General features: G+C 66.3%; 14 protein-coding genes. 9 read left to right on the forward strand and 5 right to left on the reverse strand.

Features of this window, described 5'->3' with window-relative positions; all coding sequences use genetic code 11:
* Window positions 1-4: 4 nt before the first annotated feature.
* The 6 genes from ACFPZ3_RS42810 to ACFPZ3_RS42835 are packed head-to-tail and all read left to right on the forward strand — an operon-like array spanning window position 5 to window position 8561.
* On the forward strand, window positions 5-1549 hold the full coding sequence (locus tag ACFPZ3_RS42810; protein WP_379520131.1) for a conjugal transfer protein TrbL family protein: 1545 nt from the start codon (window positions 5-7) through the stop codon (window positions 1547-1549).
* Window positions 1546-2484: a PrgI family protein gene (locus ACFPZ3_RS42815; protein ID WP_379520099.1), complete on the forward strand. Its 939-nt coding sequence runs from the start codon at window positions 1546-1548 to the stop codon at window positions 2482-2484. The genes ACFPZ3_RS42810 and ACFPZ3_RS42815 overlap by 4 nt, the downstream gene beginning before the upstream one ends.
* Window positions 2481-4229, forward strand: a complete 1749-nt coding sequence (locus ACFPZ3_RS42820) for a VirB4 family type IV secretion system protein (RefSeq protein ID WP_379520100.1) — start codon at window positions 2481-2483, stop codon at window positions 4227-4229. The genes ACFPZ3_RS42815 and ACFPZ3_RS42820 overlap by 4 nt, the downstream gene beginning before the upstream one ends.
* Entirely contained in the window at window positions 4229-6550 is a 2322-nt protein-coding gene (locus ACFPZ3_RS42825; protein WP_379520101.1) for a type IV secretory system conjugative DNA transfer family protein, read from the forward strand. Before ACFPZ3_RS42820 ends, ACFPZ3_RS42825 begins: the two co-directional genes overlap by 1 nt.
* Window positions 6547-7380, forward strand: a complete 834-nt coding sequence (locus tag ACFPZ3_RS42830; RefSeq protein WP_379520102.1) for a replication-relaxation family protein — start codon at window positions 6547-6549, stop codon at window positions 7378-7380. Before ACFPZ3_RS42825 ends, ACFPZ3_RS42830 begins: the two co-directional genes overlap by 4 nt.
* Window positions 7377-8561 carry a C40 family peptidase gene (locus ACFPZ3_RS42835; protein WP_379520103.1) on the forward strand — a complete coding sequence of 395 codons (1185 nt, stop codon included), beginning with the start codon at window positions 7377-7379 and terminating at the stop codon, window positions 8559-8561. The genes ACFPZ3_RS42830 and ACFPZ3_RS42835 overlap by 4 nt, the downstream gene beginning before the upstream one ends.
* 111 nt (window positions 8562-8672) lie before the next feature.
* Here ACFPZ3_RS42835 and ACFPZ3_RS42840 read toward each other — a convergent pair whose 3' ends face one another.
* The 5 genes from ACFPZ3_RS42840 to ACFPZ3_RS42860 all read right to left on the reverse strand — a co-directional run bounded on the left by ACFPZ3_RS42840 (window position 8673) and on the right by ACFPZ3_RS42860 (window position 14674).
* A complete protein-coding gene (locus ACFPZ3_RS42840; protein WP_379520104.1) occupies window positions 8673-9263 on the reverse strand; it encodes a hypothetical protein in 591 nt (196 codons plus the stop codon).
* 2 nt (window positions 9264-9265) lie between these two features.
* Window positions 9266-10681, reverse strand: a complete 1416-nt coding sequence (locus ACFPZ3_RS42845) for a YifB family Mg chelatase-like AAA ATPase (protein WP_379520105.1) — start codon at window positions 10679-10681, stop codon at window positions 9266-9268.
* Between the two features lie 56 nt (window positions 10682-10737).
* Window positions 10738-11787: a DUF4192 domain-containing protein gene (locus ACFPZ3_RS42850; RefSeq protein WP_379520106.1), complete on the reverse strand. Its 1050-nt coding sequence runs from the start codon at window positions 11785-11787 to the stop codon at window positions 10738-10740.
* A 256-nt stretch (window positions 11788-12043) separates the two neighbouring features.
* Window positions 12044-12853, reverse strand: coding sequence for a hypothetical protein (locus ACFPZ3_RS42855; protein ID WP_379520107.1), 810 nt, complete (start codon window positions 12851-12853; stop codon window positions 12044-12046).
* A gap of 507 nt (window positions 12854-13360) precedes the next feature.
* Window positions 13361-14674: a helix-turn-helix domain-containing protein gene (locus ACFPZ3_RS42860; protein ID WP_379520108.1), complete on the reverse strand. Its 1314-nt coding sequence runs from the start codon at window positions 14672-14674 to the stop codon at window positions 13361-13363.
* Window positions 14675-14974: 300 nt separating this feature from the next.
* On the opposite strand from ACFPZ3_RS42860, the gene ACFPZ3_RS42865 reads away from it, so the two are divergent.
* From ACFPZ3_RS42865 to ACFPZ3_RS42875, 3 genes are all read left to right on the forward strand, one after another.
* A complete protein-coding gene (locus tag ACFPZ3_RS42865) occupies window positions 14975-15238 on the forward strand; it encodes a hypothetical protein (RefSeq protein ID WP_379520109.1) in 264 nt (87 codons plus the stop codon).
* Between the two features lie 923 nt (window positions 15239-16161).
* Window positions 16162-23658 (forward strand): polymorphic toxin-type HINT domain-containing protein, encoded by a 7497-nt coding sequence (locus ACFPZ3_RS42870; protein WP_379520110.1) that lies wholly within the window; start codon window positions 16162-16164, stop codon window positions 23656-23658.
* Between the two features lie 4 nt (window positions 23659-23662).
* Window positions 23663-24145, forward strand: a complete 483-nt coding sequence (locus ACFPZ3_RS42875; protein WP_379520111.1) for an Imm21 family immunity protein — start codon at window positions 23663-23665, stop codon at window positions 24143-24145.
* Window positions 24146-24184: the final 39 nt, after the last annotated feature.

Consider the following 24184-nt stretch of genomic DNA (forward strand, 5'->3'; position numbering starts at 1 on the left):
CGAGATGTCTCCAACCGCCCACATGGCAATCGCCGCTGCTGCCGGAGTGGCAACGCTTGCCGCAACCGCGTCGGCTGCCGTTGCCACTCCATCGCCAACGCCTTCCCCCATCATCGACAACCTGCCGTTGCCTGGACGTCCCGGTACCGGCACCAGCCTCGGGCTCAACATCGGCGACTGGATCATCGGCCAGATCAACCACTGGTTTGCCGAACTCGTGGCCATGGCAATTCAGCCGCTTCTCGAACTCCTGACAGCCACTCTCCTCACCACTCCGAACCTCTCCGAGGACGGCCGCGTGTTCGACGTGTGGAAGGCCACCGCCGCGATCGCCAACGCATCCTTCCTTCTCCTCCTCACCATCGGCGCCATTGCCGTCATGGGATACGAGACCGTCCAGACCCGGTACGCCATCAAGGAGGTCCTGCCGCGGGTCGCCATCGCGGTCGTGGTGACGAACACCAGCTATCTCGTCTGCGGCAGGGCCATCGAGCTGGCCGACGCCCTCTCTCAGGCTCTGCTCGGCGAGGACTTCGATCGGCAGCGGGCGGCGACCACGCTCCGATCGATGCTGCTGCCCAACAGCGCCATGACGGCCTTCTACAACCTGCTCGCCATGGCCGGGATCATCCTGCTCATCCTGCTGCTGATCACGTTCATCAAACGGGCCGCGCTGGTGATCCTTCTCGTGGTGGCCGCTCCGCTGGCGCTCGCCTGCCACGCGCTGCCGTACACGGAGGGGCTGGCAAGGTTCTGGTGGCGGGCCTTCGGCGGGCTGCTGGTGATCCAGGTCGCTCAGTCACTCACGCTGGTCCTGGCCGTACGGATCTTCTTCAACCAGGAAGGCCGTCTGCTGCTCGGCGTCGCTCCGAGCGGCCAGCTGGTCAATCTCCTACTCGCCCTGTGCTTGCTGATCATCCTGGTACGTATCCCGGGCTGGATCAGCCGCCGCATCTTCGCTCAGGCCAGAGGCGGACATGGCGGCCGTGGCGGCTTCGTTGCCCGGACCTTCAAGTACGCCATCGCGTACAAGCTCACCTCACCCGTCCTGAACGCCCTTCATCTCGGCCGAGGTGGACGCGGCGGCAAGAAGACCACGACAACGAAGAGAGCGGCAACCGCCACGCTGGCCGGCAAGGTGCTGCCTGCCGTTGCCGGAGGCCCTGCCGGTACGGCTGCCGCCACCGCTGCCACCGCGGCCGGACGTGGCACGCGCGCCGTAGATGCTGCCAGAACCGGCGCATCCAGGACGCCAGGCCGGCAAGGCTGGACGCCGCCCGATCCGAACGCCCGGGTTGCCTGGGGCTCCTCCACCACACCCCAGGCACACCAACGCTGGTCGAACCCGGCCCAGCGATGGACGCCGCCGGACAGCTCCCCTGCGCCCGGAGCCGGTGCAGTCCCACGTCGTCCCATCCCATCCACCAGCCGCCCCATGGCGATCACGCCCCCCGCGGCAACGGCATGGGTTCCGCCCGACGACAAACGCCCCTCACCACCCCCTGCCCGGGGTCAGCGCCCACGACGCCGTGGGGGTGAAGAACGGTGAGCTGGTCGGAAACGGTACGGATTCCCGCTGACGTTGAGCAAGAGGACAAGATCCTCTCCAATCTCACCGCTCGTCAGGTCGTCATCCTCGGCGCGACCGGAGCCCTGCTCTATGCCGCCTATCTCGCCGCGGGCGACCGGATTCCGCTGCCCGTCTTCGCCGCTGCCGCACTGCCGATCGTGGTCATCGGGATCGTGCTGGCCATCGGCAAACGTGACGGTGTCTCGCTGGACCGATATCTGCTCGCGGCAATCCGATACCAGCGCTCCCCCAAACTCCTGGTCTCAGCCTCGGAGGAGACCCCTGCCGCACCGGCCTGGATCTCCGCCCGACCCGGACCGCGCCCCGCACCACTTCGCCTCCCCGCGCGGGCGGTGTCAGGGAACGGCCTGATCGACCTCGGACCCGATGGCGTCGTGGCCATCGCGGAGGTCTCCACTGTCAGCTTCGCTCTCCGCACAGCGGACGAGCAGGACGTGCTCGTGGCGGTCTTCGGCCGGTGGCTCAACTCGCTGTCCGGCCCTGCCCAGATCCTGGTCCGGGCCGAACGTACCGACCTGACCCAGGCGATCTCCGACCTGGAGCACAACGCCCGACAACTCCCCCACCCGGCACTGACCGCCGCCGCCCAAGAGCACGCCGCCTTCCTCGCGGACATCTCCGCGAGACACGACCTGCTGCGCCGCCAAGTACTGCTGATCATCCGCGAACCCGCCGCTGGAGCCAACAGCCGCGACGCGGCCGCGGCCCGTGCCCTGCGCCGGCTCGACGAAGCCTCCCGGGTGCTGTCCGCGTGCGGCCTCACCGTCCGCCTCCTGGACAGCCCAGCCACGAACGCCCTGCTGGCGTCCTGCTTCGACCCCACCGCGCCACCCATGCCCGACACCGACTTCGCCCAGCCGGACGAGGTCATCACAAGAGGAGAACACTGGTGAGCCTTCTCCGGCGCCAACGTCCCGTCCCGAAAGGCTTCGGTCCCGAATCGGTCGAAGTCCAGTCCCGTCACCTCCGCGTCGGCGACAGCCTTTGTGCCACGTTCGCCATCACCGGATATCCCCGCGAGGTCGCGCCCGGCTGGCTGGAACCGCTGCTCACCCACCCCGGACGCCTGGACGTCTCACTCCACGTCGACCCCGTCCCCTCCCTGGTCGCCTCCGACCGGCTCCGCAAGCAGCTCGCCCGCCTGGAGTCAGGGCTCCGCAACGACCAGCAACACGGCCGGCTGCTGGACCCCGGGGCGGAAGTGGCCGCCGAGGACGCCCAGGACCTGGCGTCCCGGATCGCCCGCGGCCAGGCCAAGCTCTTCCGCGCCTCGATCTACCTCACCGTTCACGCCACCACCCCGCAGGAACTCGACGACGCCTGCGCCCAGGTCAGGGCTCTGGCCGCCTCCCTGCTCCTGGACGCCAAACAGGCGACCTTCCGCCAGCTCCAGGGCTGGGTCTCCAGCCTGCCGCTGGCCTACGACAACCTGACGATGCGGCGTACGTTCGACACCCCCGCCCTCGCGGCGGCCTTCCCCTTCACCTCACCTGATCTGACGACCGAGCTGGGACCGACCACCGTCCTGTACGGGGCGAACGCCGCCAGCGCCTCCCTGGTCGCCTGGGACCGCTTCGCCCAGCCCAACCACAACTCCACGATCATCGCCAGCAGCGGCGCAGGAAAGTCCTACCTCGCCAAGCTCGAAGCCCTGCGCTCCCTCTACCGGGGCGTCGAGGTCGCCGTGATCGACCCCGAGGACGAGTACGCCCGGCTCTGCGCGGCCGTCGGCGGAGCCTACCTTCATCTCGGCGCACCGAAAGTCCGGCTCAACCCCTTCGACCTGCCTACCCGCAACCAGCGCGGCGAGGACCCGCTCACCCGTCGATCGCTGTTCCTGCACACCCTGGTCGCCGTCATGCTCGGCGGGCCGCTGGACAAGACCGGCAAGGCCGCGCTCGACCGGGCCATCCTCACCGCGTACAAGCAGGCCGGCATCACCTTCGACCAGCGCACCTGGAAGCGCCGCCCGCCGCTGATGAGCGACCTCGCCGACGCCCTGGAGCAAGACGGCGATCCCAAGGCCAAGGAGGTCGCGGCGGGTCTGGCTCCGTACGTGACGGGCAGCCACCGCCAGCTCTTCGACGGCCACACCACCACCCGCCCCGACTCCCACCTGATCGTCTTCTCCCTCAGAGACCTGCCAGAAGAGCTCAAGGCAGTCGGCACCCTGCTCACCCTGGACGCCGTGTGGCGGCGCGTCTCCGATCCACACGACCGCCGCCCTCGGCTGATCGTGGTGGACGAGGCGTGGCTGCTGATGAAGGACCCTGAGGGGGCCAAGTTCCTGCTGCGCATGGCGAAGGCGGCGCGCAAGCACTGGGCGGGCCTGTCGGTGGTCACCCAGGACGCCGCCGACCTGCTCGGCTCCGACCTCGGCCAGGCCATCGTCGCGAACTCCACCACGCAGGTCCTCCTCCGCCAAGCGCCCCAGGCCATCGAGACCGTCGCCGAGGCCTTCCGGCTCTCCGACGGCGAACGCCAGCTGCTCCTGTCGGCGGACAGAGGATTCGGACTCTTGGCAGCGGACTCTGGGGCCGCTCGGGTGGCCTTCCAAGTGCTGGCCAGCGAACAAGAACACCGCCTCGTGACCTCGTCGCCCCAGGAGATCGCCGAGTACGAGGAGGACGAGTTCTGATGCTCTACGACCTCCTCACCTACCCCGACCCCTATCTGAACTGGCTGTACGCGCACGTGTGGCAGCTCGCCGCCCTCACGCTGACCGCAGATATCGCGGTCATCGCGCTCAGATTCTTGCTCGTACGACTCCGCCACCGTCACCTGACCAAGAACGCGCGGTGCGTGGAGATCCTCGCCCCGCCGGTCGCCGACATGCCCGGTGCCGAGGCGCTGTGGGGCAACTTGATCGGCCTGTTGCGGCCGGCGTGGAAGCGGCTGCTGTTCGGCCAACCACACCTGAGCTTCGAGTACGTCTTCGGCCCCGACGGCGTGCGGATCCGACTGTGGGTTCCGGGCGTCATCCCTCAGTACCTGGTCGAGCATGCCATCGAGGCCGCCTGGCCATCAGCGCGCACCTTCGTACAGGAAGCCGCTCCCCCTGTGCCGCTCGACGGGACCGCGACCGGCGGACGGTTCGCCATCGCCCGCGGCGAGCGGTTGCCCCTGCGTCACAGCCATGACCGCGACCCGCTCCGCGCGCTGATCGGAGCCGGGGTGGGCATGCCGCCCTGGCAACACGCGGTGGTCCAGGTCCTGGCCCGGCCCGCCACCGGGCACCGCCTCAGCAGCGGCCCGACCGGGCTCGTACGAGCTGTACTCGACTTCGTCTTCCCCATCCACACGGGCCATGCGGTGTCCAAAGATCAGGCCGTTCGGCTCGAAGGGGCGGCCGAGGCACGCGCCATCCGCGACAAAGCCCACCGGCCCCGCTACGAGGTGGCGATTCGCTACGCCGTACAGGCTGACGGGACAGGTGAGACCCGGACCAACGCGATCAGAGGACGCGCGCACGCCATCGCCTCCGCGTTCGCCCTGTTCTCCGGATACAACCGGCTCGAACGTCACCGCCTCCTCATGCCCGCGCGCCGGCTGGCCTCCCGGCGTCTCGGACGCGGCTTCCTGGCGTCGATCCCCGAGCTGTCCGCCCTCGCCCACCTCCCGCTCGACGTCGCGGTGCCCGGCCTCCAGCGGGCCGGGGCCAACACGGTCGCGCCCTCTCCGCAGGTCGCCCGCGGCGGCAAGGTCCTCGGGTACTCGGACGCGGGCCACGAACGGCCGGTCGCGCTCCGGGTGCACGACTCCTTCCACCACGTTCACGTACTCGGGCCGAACGGCACCGGCAAGTCGACGCTCCTGGCCCAAATGATCCTCTCCGACATCGACGCCGGCCGGGGCGTCGCCGTCCTCGAGGCCAAAGGCGATCTGGTCACCGACCTGCTCGGACTCATTCCGGAGGACGCCGGAAGCCGGGTCGTGCTGATCGACCCCGACGACAGGCACTCACGTCCCGCGCTCAACGTCCTGTCCGGCACCGACCGGGAGACCTGCGTGGACAACCTGGTCGGAATCTTCCACAAGATCTACTCCGACTACTGGGGCCCGCGTACCGACGACATCCTGCGCGGCTGCGCCCTTACCCTGGCGCACGGCAACGGGACCCTCGCCGACATCCCCGCCCTGCTCACCGACTCGGCGTACCGCCGGCAACTGGTCGAACGGCTGGACGACAGCTTCCTGCTGGGCTTCTGGCACTGGTACGAACACCTGTCGGAACAGGCCCAGGCCCACGTCACGGCCCCGATCATGAACAAGCTGCGGGCCTTCATGCTCCGCCCGTTCGTCCGCGACATCCTCGGCAACGAGCAGTCCACGTTCGACGTCGGCGATGTGCTGGACGGCGGCATCCTGCTCGCCCGCCTCCCCAAGGGAACCCTCGGCGAGGACACCGCCAGGCTCGTCGGCTCCCTGCTGGTCGCCCAGGTCTGGCAGGCGGCCTCCCAGCGCGCACGGCTCGGCCACTCGCGGGCACCCGCCGCCCTGTACGTCGACGAGACCCAGAACTTCCTCAATCTGCCCCACGCCCTGTCCGACATGCTCGCCGAGGCCCGCGCCTTCAAGTTGTCGATGGTGCTCGCCCACCAGCACCTCGCCCAACTCCCCACCGCATTGCGCCAGGCGATCAGCTCCGACGCCCGCAACAAGATCTACTTCTCGCTCTCGCCGGACGACGCCCGCGAGGTCGAACGCCACTTCGTCCCGTACCTGACCGCCCACGACCTGGCCAACCTGGACGCCTACCAGGCCGCCGCCCGTCTGATGGTCCGCTCCGCCGAGGTCCCGCCCTTCACCCTGCGTACCCGGCCGCTCCCTGAACCCTCGAAAGACGTCGCCGACCGCATCCGAGCAGCCGCCTCGCAAGCCCACGGACGCAACCCCATCACCACCACCCACCTGCCCGAGGACGACCCCCGGCAGCAACCATCAGGAGGAAACGCATGAACGAGCACTACACCCCGGCCGTCCTCGCCTCCCTGGCCACCAAACTGGCCGACCGCGACCGCCGCCTGCTCCGCCTGGTCTGGACCCACAAGGTCCTGACCTCCCACCAGCTCCTACGGCTCTGCTTCGACGACCCTTCAACCGCACGTCACAGGCTCGTCGCCCTGCACCGCCTGGGCGTGCTGGACCGCTTCCGCCCCAAGCCCCCGACCGGCTCCGCGCCCTGGCACTACGTACTCGGCGAACCCGGCGCCGCGGCACTGGCCCAGGAAGATGGCGTAGACCTGCCCGCCTTCGGCTACCGCCAGGACCGCGCACTGTCCATCGCCTACAGCCAGCGCCTCGCCCACACCGTCGGCGTCAACCAGGTCTTCGCCGATCTGTACAGCACAGCCCGCCATAAGCCCGGCTGCTCGCTGGACACCTGGTGGCCCGAGAACCGCTGCGCCGACACCTGGGGCAAGCACGTCCGCCCGGACGCCTACGGCCGCTGGCGCGAGAACGGCGGAATCCTCGACTTCTTCCTTGAGTACGACACCGGAACGGAAACCCTCGACCGCGTCGCCGCCAAGCTCTCCGGCTACGCCTCCCTGGCTGCGACCACCCGAATTGTCACCCCGGTCCTGTTCCTCACCAGCACGCCGCGCCGCGAGAAGTCCCTCCACGCACGACTCCAGCAGCGCGCGACCCAACTCGCCGTACCCACTGCGATCTCCGTAGAGGTCTGCAACTGGCTGCCCCATGACAGACAGGACGCACGCCTGAGCCTCATCGAACTGGCCCAGCATTGGCCGCACCTCGGCCCCGAGCCGAAGGAGGGCAGCGAATGATCGTCGGGGCAATCGCCGCAGGAGGCGGTCTCGTCACGGGCCTGGTCCTGATCGCCGGAATGGCCGGTGGCGCCCAGTACGCGGCCGTCGCGTCGGATCCGGCCCAGATGAGCCATGCGGTGTGCGGCTACGAGACCAAAAACAAGGGCATCACGCTGGGATTGTCCGCCCGGCAGGCCGACAACGCGAAGGCCGTCGTCGAAGTCGCCATCAAGCTCAACCTGCCTCAGAGAGCAGCCGAGATCGCCCTCGCGACGGCGCTTCAGGAGAGCCGTCTCGACAACGGCGCCGTCTCCAAGGAGGGAAAGTCCTTCGGCCTGTTCCAGCAAACGCCCTCGGTCGGCTGGGGCACACGCGAGCAGGTCACCACCCCCAGCTACGCGGCCCGCTCCTTCTACAAGCGGCTCATCCAGGTACGCGGGTGGACGACCATGCCCCTGACGAAAGCCGCCGCGATCGTCCAACGACCGCAAAGGAACCTGCGCGGCGAGTACGCCAAGCACGAGGCGCTCGCCAGGAAGCTCGTCGATACCCTCTGGCCGGATGCGAAGGGCCTGACGGATGAGGAGCAGTCCCAGGTCCAGACCAGTATCGAGGCTGCCGCCAGTCTCGGTGTCCCGAGGGAGGCGGTCGTCACGGATCTGGCGTCCGGCCTGCGCCAGAAGTACGGCACGCAACGGGATCCCGCCGCTGTTCGCAAGCAAGCCGAGGACATCGTCCGCACCATTGCCGGCAAGCTGTGCACGAAGCTCGACGGCCTCTCGACAGCCGCCGGCTCCGCCCGTGCTGTCATCGCTGTGACCTCCGCATTGGCACAGCGCGGAATCGCGTACTCATGGGGCGGGGGCGGCCCCGCGGGCCCCAGCTTCGGCATAGGACGGGGCGCCAACACCAAGGGGTTCGACTGCAGCGGTCTTACTGAGTACGCATGGGGCAAGGCCGGCGCTCGCATCGGCGGAACCACGTATGAGCAGGTCAACTCGGGTCAGAAGATCCCTCGATCACAGATTCAGCCCGGCGACCTCGTCTTCTATGAAACCGACTCCTCCCGCCCGGGCCCTGACCACGTCGGCCTGGCCGTCAGCGGCGCCGAAATGGTGAACGCACCCCACACAGGTGCTGTCGTCCGTGTCGATCGCATAGACAGGCGAGGCTACGCAGGAGCGGTACGCCCGTCCTGACGGCGAGGGCTCCCGATACCGCGTACGCTGGCGACGACCGATCTCAACCTTTCTTTGGTCAGAGAGTTGTAGATGGTCAGAGGGCCGTCCTTTCGAGGGCGGCCCTCACCCTCAGAAGCCGTCTTCCTGCAGAAACGCCTTCAGAAGGGTGCGCCCCGGCATCACGTCACGCGGGCGGATGCCGATGTCGAAGATCTCCGGCTCCTCGAACACCGGGTCACCGTTGGGGCGGCGGGCATACAGGACACGGCCATAGTCGACGCCGTCCGCCTGGTCGAAGCTCGTCCACGTGATCGCCTCCTGCTCACCCTCGCGAAGTGGGTGGTTGGACACGGCTCGGAGCGCGATGGTGCTCGGTGGCTTGAATATCCACACCTGTGGAACCGCCAGCACCCAGCGGATCGCGCTGATCTCACGTACCTTCTCCGCCGCCCGGGACTCGAAGGCAACGGCGGCATCTCGATCTCGGAGGTAGTCGTAGTCGCTGAGAATGAGCTTTCGCCGGCCGTCGAGCGCGGCGATCGCGGGGCACTCGCGACTGACGATGCTCTTCTCCAAGCGCTGGACCACGTCCAAGAGCAGATCGACAGTTTCGGAGTTCATCCGCTTCTCTTCCTCGTCGCAGGTCTGCTCACGGTAACGGTCGGAGAGCGGCCCGGAGGCAGAAAACGGGTCCCGGCACCGCCGGGACCCGTCCGCCATCGTCATCCTTCGTGGCCGAGCCACAACTCCAGCGCTCCGGCTGCGTCCTGGTGGGCCGGGCGACCGGCTCCTCGCAGGTCTGCCAGCGTCCAGGCGACGCGGAGAACCCGGATGAACGCCTCCGATGTCAGCAGGCCGCTGTCCAATGCCGAGCGGAGCAGTTCGATCGCGCCATGTTCGGCCGGGAATCTGACCCTGAGTTCCGAGGCGGGCACCTCAGCGTTGGTGCGCCAGGGTGTGTCCGCCAACCGGTCCGCGGCTCGGCCTCTCGCCTCAAGTACGCGGGCGGCCACCGTCGCGCTGGACTCGCCCGCCACGGCTGGCCAGTGCAACGGCTCTATGCACGTACGGACCTCGACTCTCTGGAGCAGCTCTGTGAGCCGGGCCTGATAACGACGGCGGATGAAGGGCGTGCAGTCGCACCGACCGTTTCCCTCGCACGGGCAGTGCCGAGCGGAGGCGACGAGCATGAACTCCGCCGGGTATCGGACTGTGTGATCGTGCCCGGCGAGGACGATTTCGCCGGTCTCAATCGCCCGACGTACGCCATCGAGGGCCTGCCAGGTGAATTCCGGCGCGTCCGCCAGGTAGAGCAACCCGCGGTGAGCCAGGGATACAGCGCCAGGTCTGGAAAGGTTGCCGACGAGAGCCGCGAGTGTGGCCGTGTAGTGCGGCTCGCGAATCGGGGATCTCCTTCCCGGCGGTACCTCCAGGATCCCCGCCGCCGAGTGGATCTCACCGACCTCTCGCGCCGCGTCGAGGTCGAGGGGCGGGAGGATGCTGGGGAGGCGTTCGGCCAGCATGGCGGCGGGCCCGTTCCCGAGCATGAAGAGGTGGTGTCCGCCCGCCGCGCAGACTTCGAGCGCCCGGCGCGCCGAGTGGTTCCCGGCGACGTCGGCGAGGTCCAGCGCTGGTGCGGGTTGCGTGACGGGCCCGACGAGTACGTGATTGTCCAGTGAGCCCTCTCGTAGGCCCTTGATCAGGTCGGCGAGGCGAGCTGCGGGGAAGATCTCGGCGCCGGGCACCTGCGCGGCCTCGTCCGCACATGTGTCGGGTACGACCGCGGTGCTGATCCCTGCCCTCATGCCCGCGCCCACGGCGGGGAGCACCCCACGAGCGGGGCGGATTCGGCCGTCGAGTCCCAGTTCGCCGACGAACATCGTCGTGGCGATACGGTCGGGCGGCAGGTGCCTGGCGGCCGCCAGCAGGGCCACCGCCATGGCAAGATCCGCCATGGGCCCGCAGGGTGGGATCGCCGGATGGACGGTGATCGTGATGCTGGCGTCGGGCCAGTCGAAGCCGCTGTTCAGGATCGCGGCACGGACTCTGTCCCGCATGGACGCGGTGGACATCGCGGGCGGTCCGATCAGGTTGAACCCGGACAGGCCCGGCGTCACGTCGGCTTCCACGGTGAGCACGTGTCCGACGATTCCCAGGACACAGGCAGAGCGGGTTGTCGCGTATCCCATCACCATCACCAACCTTCAGGCAGGGTCGGGCGCGCTCCGGTCGGTCGCGCGGACACCTTGGCGGCGATCTCCTCGGCCATGTCTCCGAAGTCCATATCGGAGGCCACCACCGCAGGCGGGATGGCCTGCTGGAGGGCGAAGCGGGTCATCATGGCGAGTCGGTATTCCGGATCTGCGGCGAGGGAACGTTCCACGGCGATCCGCGCCAAAGTCCCCTGTCCGATCCGATAGGCGGCGAACGCCAGCAGCGCTGCGGGAGCGGCGGCGAACGCGGCCTCCACTCGGCGGGTGAGTTCGGTCCAGAGACGGACGTGGGTGTCGTCGTCGTACCGTCCCAGGAAGGTCATCGCGCCATCTCTGTTGAGGATCGCGGTCAGCAGGATGCCGAGCCACGCCACTTGATCGGCGTTCAGCGGTGCGCCGGATCGGGTCACTTCCAGGGCTTCGGCGGTCCTTCTGAGGGTCTCGCCGTACCAGTCGTGAGTGGTGTCGAGCATGGCACGGGCGCGTCCGCACGCTGCTCGGGTGGCTGCGGTGATCTGCTCGCGGTCCGCCCCGGTCACGGGCGAAAGGGTGGCCGCGAACTCTTCTCTGTCCGGGCGGGCAACCAGCCCTGCCAGTACAGCTTCGGCAGCGGCGGGATTGCCGCCGATGTCGTACGGGGTGCCGTCGGCGGGGCAGCATTCCGGGTTCGGGCAGGTGTAGGACCAGTAGCGGCTGTCCTCACAGCGGAGCATGTCGGTGATCTTGATGTCTCTTGCTTCCACGGCGTGCGCCACCGCGTCTACGGTGGGCGTGACCATGGCACCGGGGCCGTATCCGATCAGCAGGGTTGTGTGAGCGTTGTTGCGGATGAGCATGTCGGCCAGCTGGCTGGCCAGGTCGGGAGCGTCGGAGGAGTCGGCGGGCAGGTCAAAGCGGAGCACGCTGCTCACGCGGGTGATCGGTTCGTCGAAGGCGAGGGCGACGAGGCTCATGGTCGGCATGTAGCCGAGCAGGTACGGGACGATGGTGATGAAGTCTTCGGGCTTGCTGAGACGTACGGATGCGGTCATGACAGGTCACCTCCAGGGACGGGCGCGCCGCATGGCGGGAGCGGTTCATGCGGCACGGGCGATGCGGGGGCTTCTACCTAGCAGACATCGAGACCCGCGATATTGGGTAAGCTCGATTTCCCCTTCACCTAAATACGGCAGCCGGTCTCAATCGACCGTCCGAATCGCTTCATGGCCATTCGGATCCTCTGAGTCGCATACCACATGCAAGAAGGGCCTCAGAGTACTTTCTGAGGCCCTTCTAAGCGCGGCTATGTCAGTCGTCGATGGATTCTGATCCCGTGTAGACCATGGCGTCCCTGGCGTCGTCAAGACGCTCTGAGAGATCCTGCAACTCCGCCCGTGCGGCATCGCGTACTCGGATCACGTTCCGGCGTGACCCGTACGCGCCCCCGTACCGGGACTGAGCGATCGTGCTGATAATGCCCGCACGACCCAAGTCGTCGGCGTGGGATGCCAGATCTATCGCGTCGGCGATGATCGGGAATTCACTGCCGTCCCCGTAAGCCGTGCGGAAGATGGCCGCGCTGTTCTGGGCGGCACAGGAATCCACCGCCATGCGCGTCATGTTCTCCGAGTGCGGTAGCTCATGCACGAGCTGCGCGCCGGAGGTCTCGTCAATTCCTTCAGGAAGTGCGGTTCGGTAGCCGTTGCGGGCGGCAGCGTCGCGTACAGCCCAGCGCTTGAGGGTCGTGCGCGTGATAACCATCTCTGATCCGTCGCGCCTCACGTAGATCCACGTAGGCTCGTCGGGGGTGCTGTCAGATGCCGTTGCGCACTTCGCGATGATGTCGCGTAGACGCTGCGCGAACATGAGGACAGCGTCCTGCGTGACGTCGTCGGACACGTCGTCGGTGCCGTACTGGGCGTATCCGCCCTTGACGACCGTGGCGCTCCCGTCCATACGCTTCCTGGAGCGGGTGCTGTCGACGGTCCGGCAGTAGCCGCGCGAGAGCTTCTGAATCTCCGCCCAGTCTTCCAGGGCGACGCTCGCCATGTCTTCCGCTGTGAGCGTCCCGCCGGGAATGTTCGCGGGGACGGTCTTGCCGAGAATTCCATTCGCCATGATGGCTCCGATCTCCTGCGACGCTATTCGCGCCACACCTTTCTTTGGTCAATTCAATTGAATCCCAAAACGAAGATCGAATCAATCGCTCTCGCCAGTCTTTTCAATTCATTTGCGCAGCTCAAACGCCTACAAAAAGGGCACAGGAATGGCGGCGGCCGGCTCACGCAATAGAGTTGACCTATTAGACCTTATGAATTGATAGCGAAGAATTAGACGGCGAACGGAAAACCTAATTACGTCACCCCTCGCTCTTCCCCACGGTAAGGCGGGCTCCGCCTAACAGTCGGGGCAGCGACTGGCCAGGGCGCTCGTAGGCCGACCAGCACCGGCACCCAGGCGATCATGGCCAATCTAAATCGGCTGGTCATTGGCTTTCGATTGGCCACTCGACTGGCAGAGAAGCTGAGAGGCCCAGGCGAGGATCCGCAACCGCAGAGGCCAACACACCATCCGCCCCGCTATCAGAGCTGGAGAGGAATCGGATTCACCAAATTTCGGCCGCCGCTAGGCGTCGCTGACTGACCCTTTGGTGAGGCTGCGCAATTCGTGGGCGGCTTCCGACTCAAGGCTCTTCTGTGGAAGGTCGTCGAGCATCTGGCCGATGATGAGCCTGCGGATCGTACTGACCGGCCACGCCTGGGCGGTGGCGATGGCCTCCTGGAGGCCGTGGTCGACATCGCGGCCCCTGGCCTGGGTAAGGGCGTAGACGAGTGCGAGGTTCGCGGCGTTCCCGTGGAAGGTGGGCGGGCACAGGGCGCGTGCCTGGTCGGTGGCGTCGATCGCCTCTCGTGTCTGGCCGAGCAGGGCGTACGGGTAGGCCAGCGCCCATGCTTGCGCCCAGGCTCGGAATGACCACAGCGGCGAGGTCTGGTCGCTGTCCACGGCGTCCGGGAACGCGTCGAACGTGCGGCGCAGGTCGACGAGCGCTGTCTGGGTGCTGGCAGCATCTCCCTGCGACGCCAGCAGGAACGCCCTCACCATGTGCGCCTCGGCGAGGCTGCGGCTCGGGCTGCCGTCGGCTATCTCGATGGCGTCGTTCGCCAGCCGGGCGATGACCGGAGCCGGCCTTCCCGCCCAGTATCCGTATTCGGCTTCCCAGCCTCGTACCCACACGCGTAGATCGCGATCGCCTGTGGCGTCCGCTGCCCGGCGGGCCAACCGCCAGGCTCGCAGTGAGGATCCCTGATCCCCGACGTCGGACATCTCCATGCCCATGAGGACCGCGAGTTGCGCGCTGATCCGAAGCAGACCGGAGCGCGCTGTAGCCGTGGAGGTGCGTTTGAGGAGGGTGGAGACCTCGGCGAAGTCGGACGCGATGGTCTGGAAGACAGTGCCGGGCGGGTTGGTGTAGTACGCGAAATCGTGCTCCCAGACGATCTCTGACCAATCATCCACGCCAATGCCGCTGCGACCAGCGATGGTGCGCTCAACACCGGAGAACAGCGCGTCCCAGGTACCTGGTGGGATCGCCGCCCCCGCGCCGAGAGCGGCGAGGATCTGCATCACGGCACGCCGTTCCATATCGTCATCCTCGTCACGAGATGAGGCATCTGGTGCAACTCTACCCATACGGTAGTTGTCCAACTCGGTCATTGCGGCATGAAGTGCAGCAAGTCTGCCGTTGGCTCCGTACAGGTCATCCAAGCGGTCGATCACGTCCGTTTGCATACGCGCGAGACCACGTTCCCACTTGGACAAGTCGCCATGGTCGCACAACGCTTTCGCAGCCGCTTCACGCAGGTTGAGTTTGCGCACTTCATCACGCCAGTACCGCAGCTCGGCGCCCAGCAAGTGCCAGGGCGACGCGGCGGGATCCACGGCGTCAGGGCGGCGAGGCATTCGGATGCATCTCCTCGTTGGTGGGATTGGTGGAAAGCGACGTTCCAACATCCACCCTCTTGGATGTCCCCTTGAACTCTTTCACTATGACACTGCGCTTTCCGTTGGAAGCGCGAAATCCCCTGGAGGGCGTGTACCCCCCAATCAGAAAGGCCCCAAAGTGATTCCCGGATCTGATCTCAAATCGACCGACGTGATTGGATTCACGGGGCGGTGTCCGATATGGGACTGATTGATCCGAACGTGCACGCGCTCGCCGAAACCGCCGACTGAAATGCCGTGATCAGGGCGTGGGTACGGCTCGACGTACGAGAACGTCAGCTCTCCGTTCTGTGCAACACCTTCCCCGACTGGACGATCGGCTACGAGCTCGGCCCTGCCGACAGCTGGGTTTGGAAAGCCACCGCTCGCTGGGATCTCACGTTGGAGATGGTGACCGCCGGCGCGCTACCGGAGGTGCAATGCGACAACCCCGTCGAACTCATGGCGAACTTGACCTTCCAGGCATGGCTCATGGAGAGGCTCATCCCTCCTCGCCCCTGACCCGCGAAGCCTCCCCCGGCTCTTCGTTGCCTGCGCCTCAACGGGTTGGGGTTAAGACGGGCATCGCCCGGCCCCAGTGAAGACATCTCGGAGCTCCATGGAGCGCCCCTTCTGGCCCGGGCCAACAGGCGCGACGGCGGCGCGGTCTACCCGTCGAGCGCTCCGCCGCCGCGCCACTGGAAGTGGTCTTCATGTACCGCTGGGAACCCGCACATCCCAGGAGGCTCCCCCTATGCATCATCGAATCATCGTGCTGAGAGGAGTTCATCCCGTCCGCACAGAGACTGAAGGCCATCGGCAAGCGGCCAGGGCCTCGATCGTCCTGATCGCCCCTTTGTCTGATAAGTGACATTCCGTGTTCTTCTGTTCGCGAAACTGGCTCTTGTCGCTTGATCTTGCGCAAAGTTACGATTTGCGCGTTTGGTCAGGGCTCCAGAGCCGCACGAGTCAGGTCACGCCTGCCGGGTGGGGTGGAGCGACGTTTGGCACCTCCAAGGGTGTCCCTCGTTGTGGTTCGGAGCGTGACGGCTATGCGCCGGTTCTTTTCGCGTGCCCTTTTCTCCCGATCGGCAGCCGTCATCTTGATTGCTGGCCTGCCGGGGCTTGTTTCGCTGGCTACGATTCCCGCTTCTGCCCAGCAAGCAGCTTGGGGCAGCGAGGTGCTCTCCGCAGAGGGGTCTGTGGTCACGCCGAAGCAGCAACGGGGTTCTGCGGGAGTCCTACCAAGTCTGACGGTTGCGTCCACGGCGGCCACGGCATCGAATGTGGCGGAGGATCCGCCAGTACCAGAAGCTTTGCCCCGAGACGGCGGTGCGTGGCCGCGAACGGGGTTAACTCCTGATCCTGGGGCGGAGCCGGAACTGCCTGCGGGTGTTCAACGTGCTGAACAGCAGGATCAGGAGACCGCGGCGGATACATTCCCGATGATCGAGGATGTGTATCCCGACGCGGGATCTTTGGTGGAGGCGACTCCGCTGCTGACTGTGCGGGCGAAGCGCCTGGGCGGACCTACGATCCCGATGCGGTACACGTACCACGTCTGCGAGAAGCCCGAGGAAGAGGAAGAAGGAGGAATTGTCTTTCCTCCTCAGCCTCCTCCAACGCCGCCGTGCTGGGACTCCGGCGCCCTGTTGGGAGTCAAGAGCTGGCGGGTGCCCGCGGGCACGCTGGAGTGGGGCAAGCAGTACGAGTGGTGGGTCCGTGTCGTGGACCCGGAGAGCAAGGCGGTCGCTACGAGCGCCAAGAAGTTGATCGCCACCGGGGGGCGTCAGCCGTTCAACAGCGCTCATCTGGGTGAGCGGGTCGGCGATGGAGAGGAGTTCTCCCTGGTCAACGGCAATTACACGACGACGGCGATGGATGCGCGGGTGCAGGTGGCGGGCCCGGCGCTGGCGGTGGTGCGCACGTACAACAGCTCGGATTCGCGCACCAGCGGGATCTTCGGTGCCGGCTGGTCGACCGCGTGGGACATGAACGTGAGTGCCGAGCGGTCGGGGACGACCATCACCGGGTTGCTGGTCACCTACGCCAGCGGCCGGAGGGTCCGGTTCGCGGCCAAGGGCGATGGCACCTACCAGCCGCCGCCCGGCATGAAGGACGTGCTGGCGGACGTGGCGGGTGGCGGGTGGCGGCTGAAGGACACCTCCTCGACGACGTACGTCTTCAACGCCGCGGGGCGACTGCTCAAGCTTGAGGACAATCGGGGCCGGGCGCAAACACTGGACTACAACACCGGCGGCACCTTCGACACGGTGAGCGGCGCCGGCGGCAGGAAACTGCATCTCACCTGGAACGGCCCGCGAGTGGCCACGGTGTCCACCGACCCGGTGGACGGCAAGGCGCAGACCTACACCTACGCCTACACCGGCGACAACCTGACGTCGGTGTGCACGCCGGCGGCCGCGCCGAACTGCACCAGCTACAGCTACGGTGACGGCTCCCGCTACAAGGGCCTGGTGCTCGACTCCGAACCGGTGGGGTACTGGCGGCTGGGTGACGCGCAGTACGCGCCGGCCGCCAACCTGGGCAGCGAGGGTGGCGCAGGCCTGTACGACAACGTCACTGTCGGTCAGCCGGGCGCGCTGGAAGGAACAGCCGACACCGCGGCCGGATTCACCAAGTCCACGATGATGGTGCCGGGGCCCATGCTGGACCGCCTGCGTGATCAGGTGTCCATCGAGGGGTGGATCAAGACCACGCAGCCTGGTGTGATCTTCTCGGCCGCTGGGCTGCTCAGCGGCGGTGTCGGTGCGACACAGCCGGTCCTGTATGTGGGGACGGACGGCAAGCTGCGAGGCCAAATGGGCCAGGTGAGCGGGCCCGGATACGCACCCATCACGACAGCCGGCCCGGTCAATGACGACCGGTGGCACCACGTAGTGCTCACCGTGGCAAGCGACAAGCAGAAGCTCTACCTCGACGGTCAGGCAGTGGGGGAGCTCAACGGCACACTGCTGGACGAGAACCGCCAGTACGCCTACGTGGGCAGCGCCGATCGTGCCAGTTCATGGTCCGACATCCCCGGCGGCCCCACCACGAAAGGCACCTGGCCATTCCAGGGCTCGATCGATGAGTTCGCGCTGTACGGCAAGCCGCTGACGGATGAGGTGGTCCAGTCGCATTGGGCGGCCCGGGCCAAGGTCAGCCACAAGCTGTCGCAGGTCACGCTGCCGTCTGGCCGGATCTGGGCTAAGAACACCTATCACCCGGCGACCGACCGGCTCCTGACACACACCGACCGGCACGGCGGCACGTGGAAGCTCGGCGACTTCGGGATTGACTGGGTCAAGCGGCTCTACACGATCGTGTTGACCGATCCACGCGATGGCACGCTGAGGTACGAGTACGACTCGCTGCGCAACGCGCGCCTGGTGTCGGTGTCCGACCAGGTCTCGGGCAAGACCAGCTACGAGTACGACACCGGTGGCTTCTCCGTCAAACAGACCGATCCGAACGGCAATGTGTTCCGTTGGTGGAACGACAAGCGCGGCAATCTCATCAGGGACAAGTCATGCCGCAAGACCGACGACTGCCAGCAGGTCTACTACGGCTACCGCGTCAACAAGGACGACGACTTCGACGCACGCAACGACAAGCTGGAGACTTTCCGTGATGCCCGCTCCGCCGATGCGAGCAGCAACACCTACGCCACCACGTGGGAGTACAACACCCAGGGTCAGGTGACCAAGGAAACCAGCCCCGCCACTACCGACTTCCCCAACGGCCGTTCCACCACGACCGCCTACACCGACGGCAGTGAACCCGCCATCGGCGGCGGCACTACCCCGCCCGGCCTGGTCAAAACCAGCACCGATGCCAAGGGCAACGCCACCGAGCTGCGTTACGACGCGGCCGGCGACCTGGCTGAGCAGCGCGATCCGTCCGGGTTGGTCACCGCGTTCGAGTACGACGCGCTGGGGCGCATGACCGCGCAGATCCAGGTTTCCGACGCCGAGCCTGACGGGGTCAGGACCACCTTCGCCTACGATGTCGTCGGCCGGCTCGCCACTCAGACGGCGCCAGGTGTGAAGAACGAGATCACCGGCGTCACGCACACCGCCCAGACCAGTTACAGCTATGACACCGACGGCAACACGCTCACCGCGACCGTCAAGGATCTGACCGGCGGCGACGCGGAGCGGAGCAGCACCTACGCCTACGACGCCTACGGCCGTGAGGAGAGCGCGACCGATCCCGAGGGCGGCGTCGTACGCACCACCTGGGACACGTTCGGCCTGCCGGCGACCAGCACCGATGAGCTGGGCTCGGTGTTCGGCTACACCTACACCGCACGCGGCCAGTTGGCCACGACGAGCCTGAAGAACTGGACCGGCAGCCCGGTCAACCCGCAGACGGCCAAGGACATCGTGCTGGAGTCCTACTCCTACGATCCCGGCGGGCGCCTGACCGCGCAAGCCGACGCGATGGGCCGCAAGACGTCCTACACCTACTTCGGCGACGACCTGCTCTCGCAGGTGATCGGTGACAAAGTCAAGGTCAACCCCGACCTCACCACCAAGGACGTCACCCTCGAGAGCAACACCTACGACAAGGCGGGCAACCTGATCAACCAGGTGACCGGCGGCGGGACCACCACCACGTCGTACGCCTACGACGCCGCCAGCCGTCTCACCTCGGCCACGCTCGATCCGGCCAAACTGGCCCGCAAGACCGTCTTCGAGTACGACGCCAACGATCAGACCACCAAGGAGACCCGCACCGGCGCAGCGGGAGGCACCCGCCAAGAGGCCGCCACCTACGCCTACAACGCCGCCGGGATTCTGACCCGTCAGACGGTCGAGAACGGCGATCAGGACCTGACCACCACCTGGACGGTCGACGACCGCGGCCTGACCACCGCGACCACCGACCCGCGGGGCAACGCCGACGGCGCCACCGCCGCCGACTACACCACCACCAACAGCTACGACCCGCTCGGCCGCCTGATCGAGATCAAGGCACCCACTGTCAAGATCGAAAAAGCTGGGAACGCCGAGCAGGGCCGCCCCACGACCCGGATCGGCTACAACAACGCCGGCTGGCAGACCCACGTCATCGATCCGGAAGGCCGCCTGTCCACCTCCGGCTTCGACCGGATGGGCCGCCGCACCTCGCTGACCGCGATGCCGTACACGCCGCCCGGCGGCACCCAGGTCACCCCCAAGATGGGCTACGCCTACGACGCCGCGGGACGCCTGACCAAGGTCACCGACCCGCGCGGACAGACCACCACGACCGAGTACGACGCGCTCGGCAACCCGGTCCGCATCACCGACCCACCGGCAGCGCCCGGGCAGCCCGCCGGACAGTGGATCTCGGAGTACAACCTCCTCGGTGAACAGCTGACCGCGGTCGACCCGACCGGCGCCCGCGCCCAGGCCACCTACGACGACCTGGGCCGGCAGATCACCCGCACCGTGCTCGAACGCAAGCCCGCCAGCGCGGCCTACACCACCAAGCTGTCCTACAACGACGCCGGCTACCTCACCAAGGAAGTCCTGCCGGGCGACAAGACCACGGACTTCGCACCCAACGCGGCCGGCGAGGTCGAAACGGTCACGGACCCGGCGCGCGACAGCACCACCTACGCCTACGACCTGGCCGGACGGCCCGCCAAGACCACCAACCCGCTCGGCAACGCCATGGTCGGCGACTACGACCTGGCCGGACGCCTGACCAGCGTCAAGAGCCTGAACAACACCGGTGGGACGGTGCGTACCGTCGGCCTGGGCTATGACACCGCCGGCAACGCCACCCGGTATACCTCCGGCGAGGGCCATGTCACCCGTCGCAGCTACGACGCTAGCGATCTACTGGTCGAGCTGGTCGAGCCGGTCTCCGACAGCAAAACGATCACCACCGGATTCGGCTACGACGCCACCGGCGCCCGAACCCGCATCACCGACGGCCGCGGCAACGCCACCTGGACCGGCTACAACACCCTCGGCCTGATCGAAACCCTCACCGAGCCGGCCACCACCGCGCACCCCGCCCTAGCCGACCGCACCTGGACCCACGTCTACGACGCAGCCGGAAACGAGAGCGCGCTCCTGCAGCCCGGCGGCGTCCGCCATGACAAGCAGTACGACCAGCTCAACCGGCTGACCAAGGTCAGCGGCTCCGGAGCTGGCATCGTCGCCAATGACAAGACCTACGGCTACGACCTGGCCGACCGCCCCACCACGGTCAGCGACCAAACCCTGGAATACAACGACCGCAGCCTGCTCACCAAGCTCACCCCACCGACCGGGACCGCCACCACCTTCGCCTACGACGCCCTCGGCAACCCGACCCAGCGCGTCGACGTCACCGGCACCAGCACCTACACCTGGGACGCCGACAACCGGCTCAAGACCGTCACCGACCCGGTCAGCGGCCGCACCAACACCTACGCCTACGACGGCGCCGACCGGCTCACCACGATCACCTCGGCCAACCCCGTCAACACCCAGGTCTTCACCTACGACGCCCTCGACCGGCCCGAAACCCACACCCTGAAGAACAGCAGCGGTGGCCAGCTCTCCAAGATCAGCTACGGGTGGGACAAGGACGACAACCTCACCTCCAAGGTCACCGAGGGCCTCGCCGGAGCGGGCAGCAACACCTACGGCTACGACCACGCCGGCCGCCTCACCTCCTGGACCGGCCCCGACGGCACCGCCACCAGCTATGAGTGGGACGCCGCAGGCAACCGCACCAAAGCCGGTGACAAGACCTACACCTACGACGAACGCAACCGCCTCACCGCCGGCGACGGCAGCACCTACACCTACAGCCCGCGCGGCACCCTGGCCACCCAGACCAAGAACGGCACCACCCGCAACCTCACCTTCGACGCCTTCGACCGGCTCATCAACGACGGCGACGCCACCTACACCTACGACGCCTTCGACCGCATGCTCACCCGCCAGAAGAGCGGCAGCAGCCAGCAGCGGTTCGCCTACGCCGGCCTCGACAACGACATCATCGCCATCACCGACCAGACCGGCGCCGTACAAGCCAGCTACGGCCGCGACCCCTTCGGCAACCTGACCAGCGTCAAGGAAGGCACCGCCCCCGCAGCCGGAGCGCTCACCGACCTTCACCAGGACTTGGTCGGTACCTTCACCGGCACCGCCCTGTCCAGCACCACCACTTACAACCCCTTCGGCGAACCCATCGCCCAGACCGGTACCAAACCCGCGCTCGGCTACCAGAGCGAATACACCGACCCCGACACCGGCAACATCAATATGCATGCCCGCTGGTATCAGCCTGGCACCGGTAGCTTCGCGTCCCGCGACACCTGGACCCTGACGCCGGATCCGTCCATCCGAGCTAACCGCTATACCTATGCCAATGGCAGTCCTCTCATCGGCACAGATCCTTCGGGCCACGTTGTTTGGCGAGGTGATGGCGGCGGCGGTTCCTCTATAACGCTACTCGTGGGGGGTCGTCTGCTCCAAGGAGCCGAGGCGCTGAGGTATACGCGTGTGCCCAGCCGTAGCACGACAGTCAGTAAAACGACGACCGGTAAGGTGCCAAGCGGCAAGGGGAAGACAAGCACGACAACAAAGGAAACCACCGGAGGCACATCTGGTCAGCAGCAATATAAGTATGGGCATGGTGACGACCGCCGTGAGCCCAGGCCTCAGCCGAAGCGTGATGCTAAGCGGCCAGGAGAACCAAACAAGGAGCCAAACAAGGAGCCGAACAAGAAGCCAAACGGTCACCCCTGCACGGCAAACTGTTACACTCCTCAACCCGCTCCGTCACGTCCGCCTGCGATAAAAAAGAAGAGGAAGAAGGAAAAGCCAGCTTATCGGTGGGTCAAAAAAGATCGACCCAATTGCGAAACGTGCTTCGAGGAGCCCGAGCCATCCCTCGAAGAAAAATGTCCTCTCACCCCCGGAGCGCCTTGCGAGAATCCAGACCGCATCGACCTGGCCGATGGCGACATCGACGGATTCGAGGGTGTTCCCGCGGGCGACCCCGACTCCGACACAGGCAACATCATCAATTGCGACGACAGTCAGAGGTCAGCCGGGCGGTGCGTCGATGGCGCGGCCGCTGATGAACCCAGAGAGTCAGGAGATATCCCTGACACCTACGACAGCGAACCACCACCTTCCACCATCTACTCATGTGACGACGTACCCAACAGCTTCATTTCAGGCACCAGAGTGCTCATGGCCGATGGCAGCCGCAAAGCCATCGAAGATGTCAAGATCGGCGACCGCGTCGTCGCGACCGACCCCACCTCCGACCATACGAGCACCGAACCAGTCACCGCCCTGATCGAAGGCCAAGGCACCAAGCGCCTTGTCGAGATCACCCTGGACGTCGACGGAAGCGCCGGAACCGCCACCGACGCCATCACGGCCACGGACAACCACCCCTTCTGGGTGCCCCCTCTACGCCGGTGGGTCGACGCCGGCCGCCTACAGCCCGGCATGTGGCTACAGACCTCGGCCGGCACATACGTTCAAGCCACTGCGGTGCAAGCGTGGACCGCCATCCAACATGTCTACAACCTGACAGTCGACGAGCTGCACACCTACCATGTGGTAGCAGGCGGCCAAGCAGTCCTTGTTCATAATGACAGTCCCGGCCGGTCGAACCCTGATGATGTTTGTTCAAGGGGACCATATGCGGGGGAGTCGATTCCCGCCCGAAATAAGGGTAGGGATTGGACGCAAGATGAGATCGATCAGAACAACCGGAATGGCGACCACTTCGGGTGCCACACTTGTGGCACTCTTGATCCGGGTAACAGAAGAGGGACTTGGGTTAAGGATCATTGGCCGCCTAGCGAATGGATCCCTGACGGGATGAAGCAACGGCTGTACCCGCAGTGCAGGTCTTGCAGTGCCAAACAGGGAGGGTGGGTTCGCCAGATGGCCCCACTAATGAAAAAAATATACGATGCTTTCGAATGGTAATAGCATGAAGTGGATCGAGACCACGGGTGGGCCATTCGTGCTCGTCGCGCTTGATGATGTTCCCCTCTGGACAGGGCATCGGGGCGACTACCAGCAGGCTTGCGAAGTGGATGGAGCTACAGGGCTTGTCGGCTTCGGCGACCCCGAACGTCAGCGAACGGCCCTCGCCTTGTGGGACGAGCCTCTACGAACCGCATATCTGCCGGAGCATCAAGCCTTTGTGCAATGGCTGTATGCAGACTCGGAAGATGAGCTAATCCAAATGGTGAATTCTCAAATTTCGTCGGTCGCATGGGAGGATGGACCTTCGATCGACGTGCGCGATACTGCAATACTATTCGATGCATCGATACCCGGGATGGACCTGGCCTCAAGTGACTCTCTAGAAATTCAGCTGGGGCGCGGAGTATACCGAGTTCGGACGGCAGACATTGAGCCGGGGGAGCGTCAGGCGGCGCGCGTTCATCAGCTTACTTTGAATAAATAAAGTCCCTAGCAATGGGCTGCTCAGATGATAGGGACTGCC

Source organism: Nonomuraea insulae (assembly GCF_042656245.1).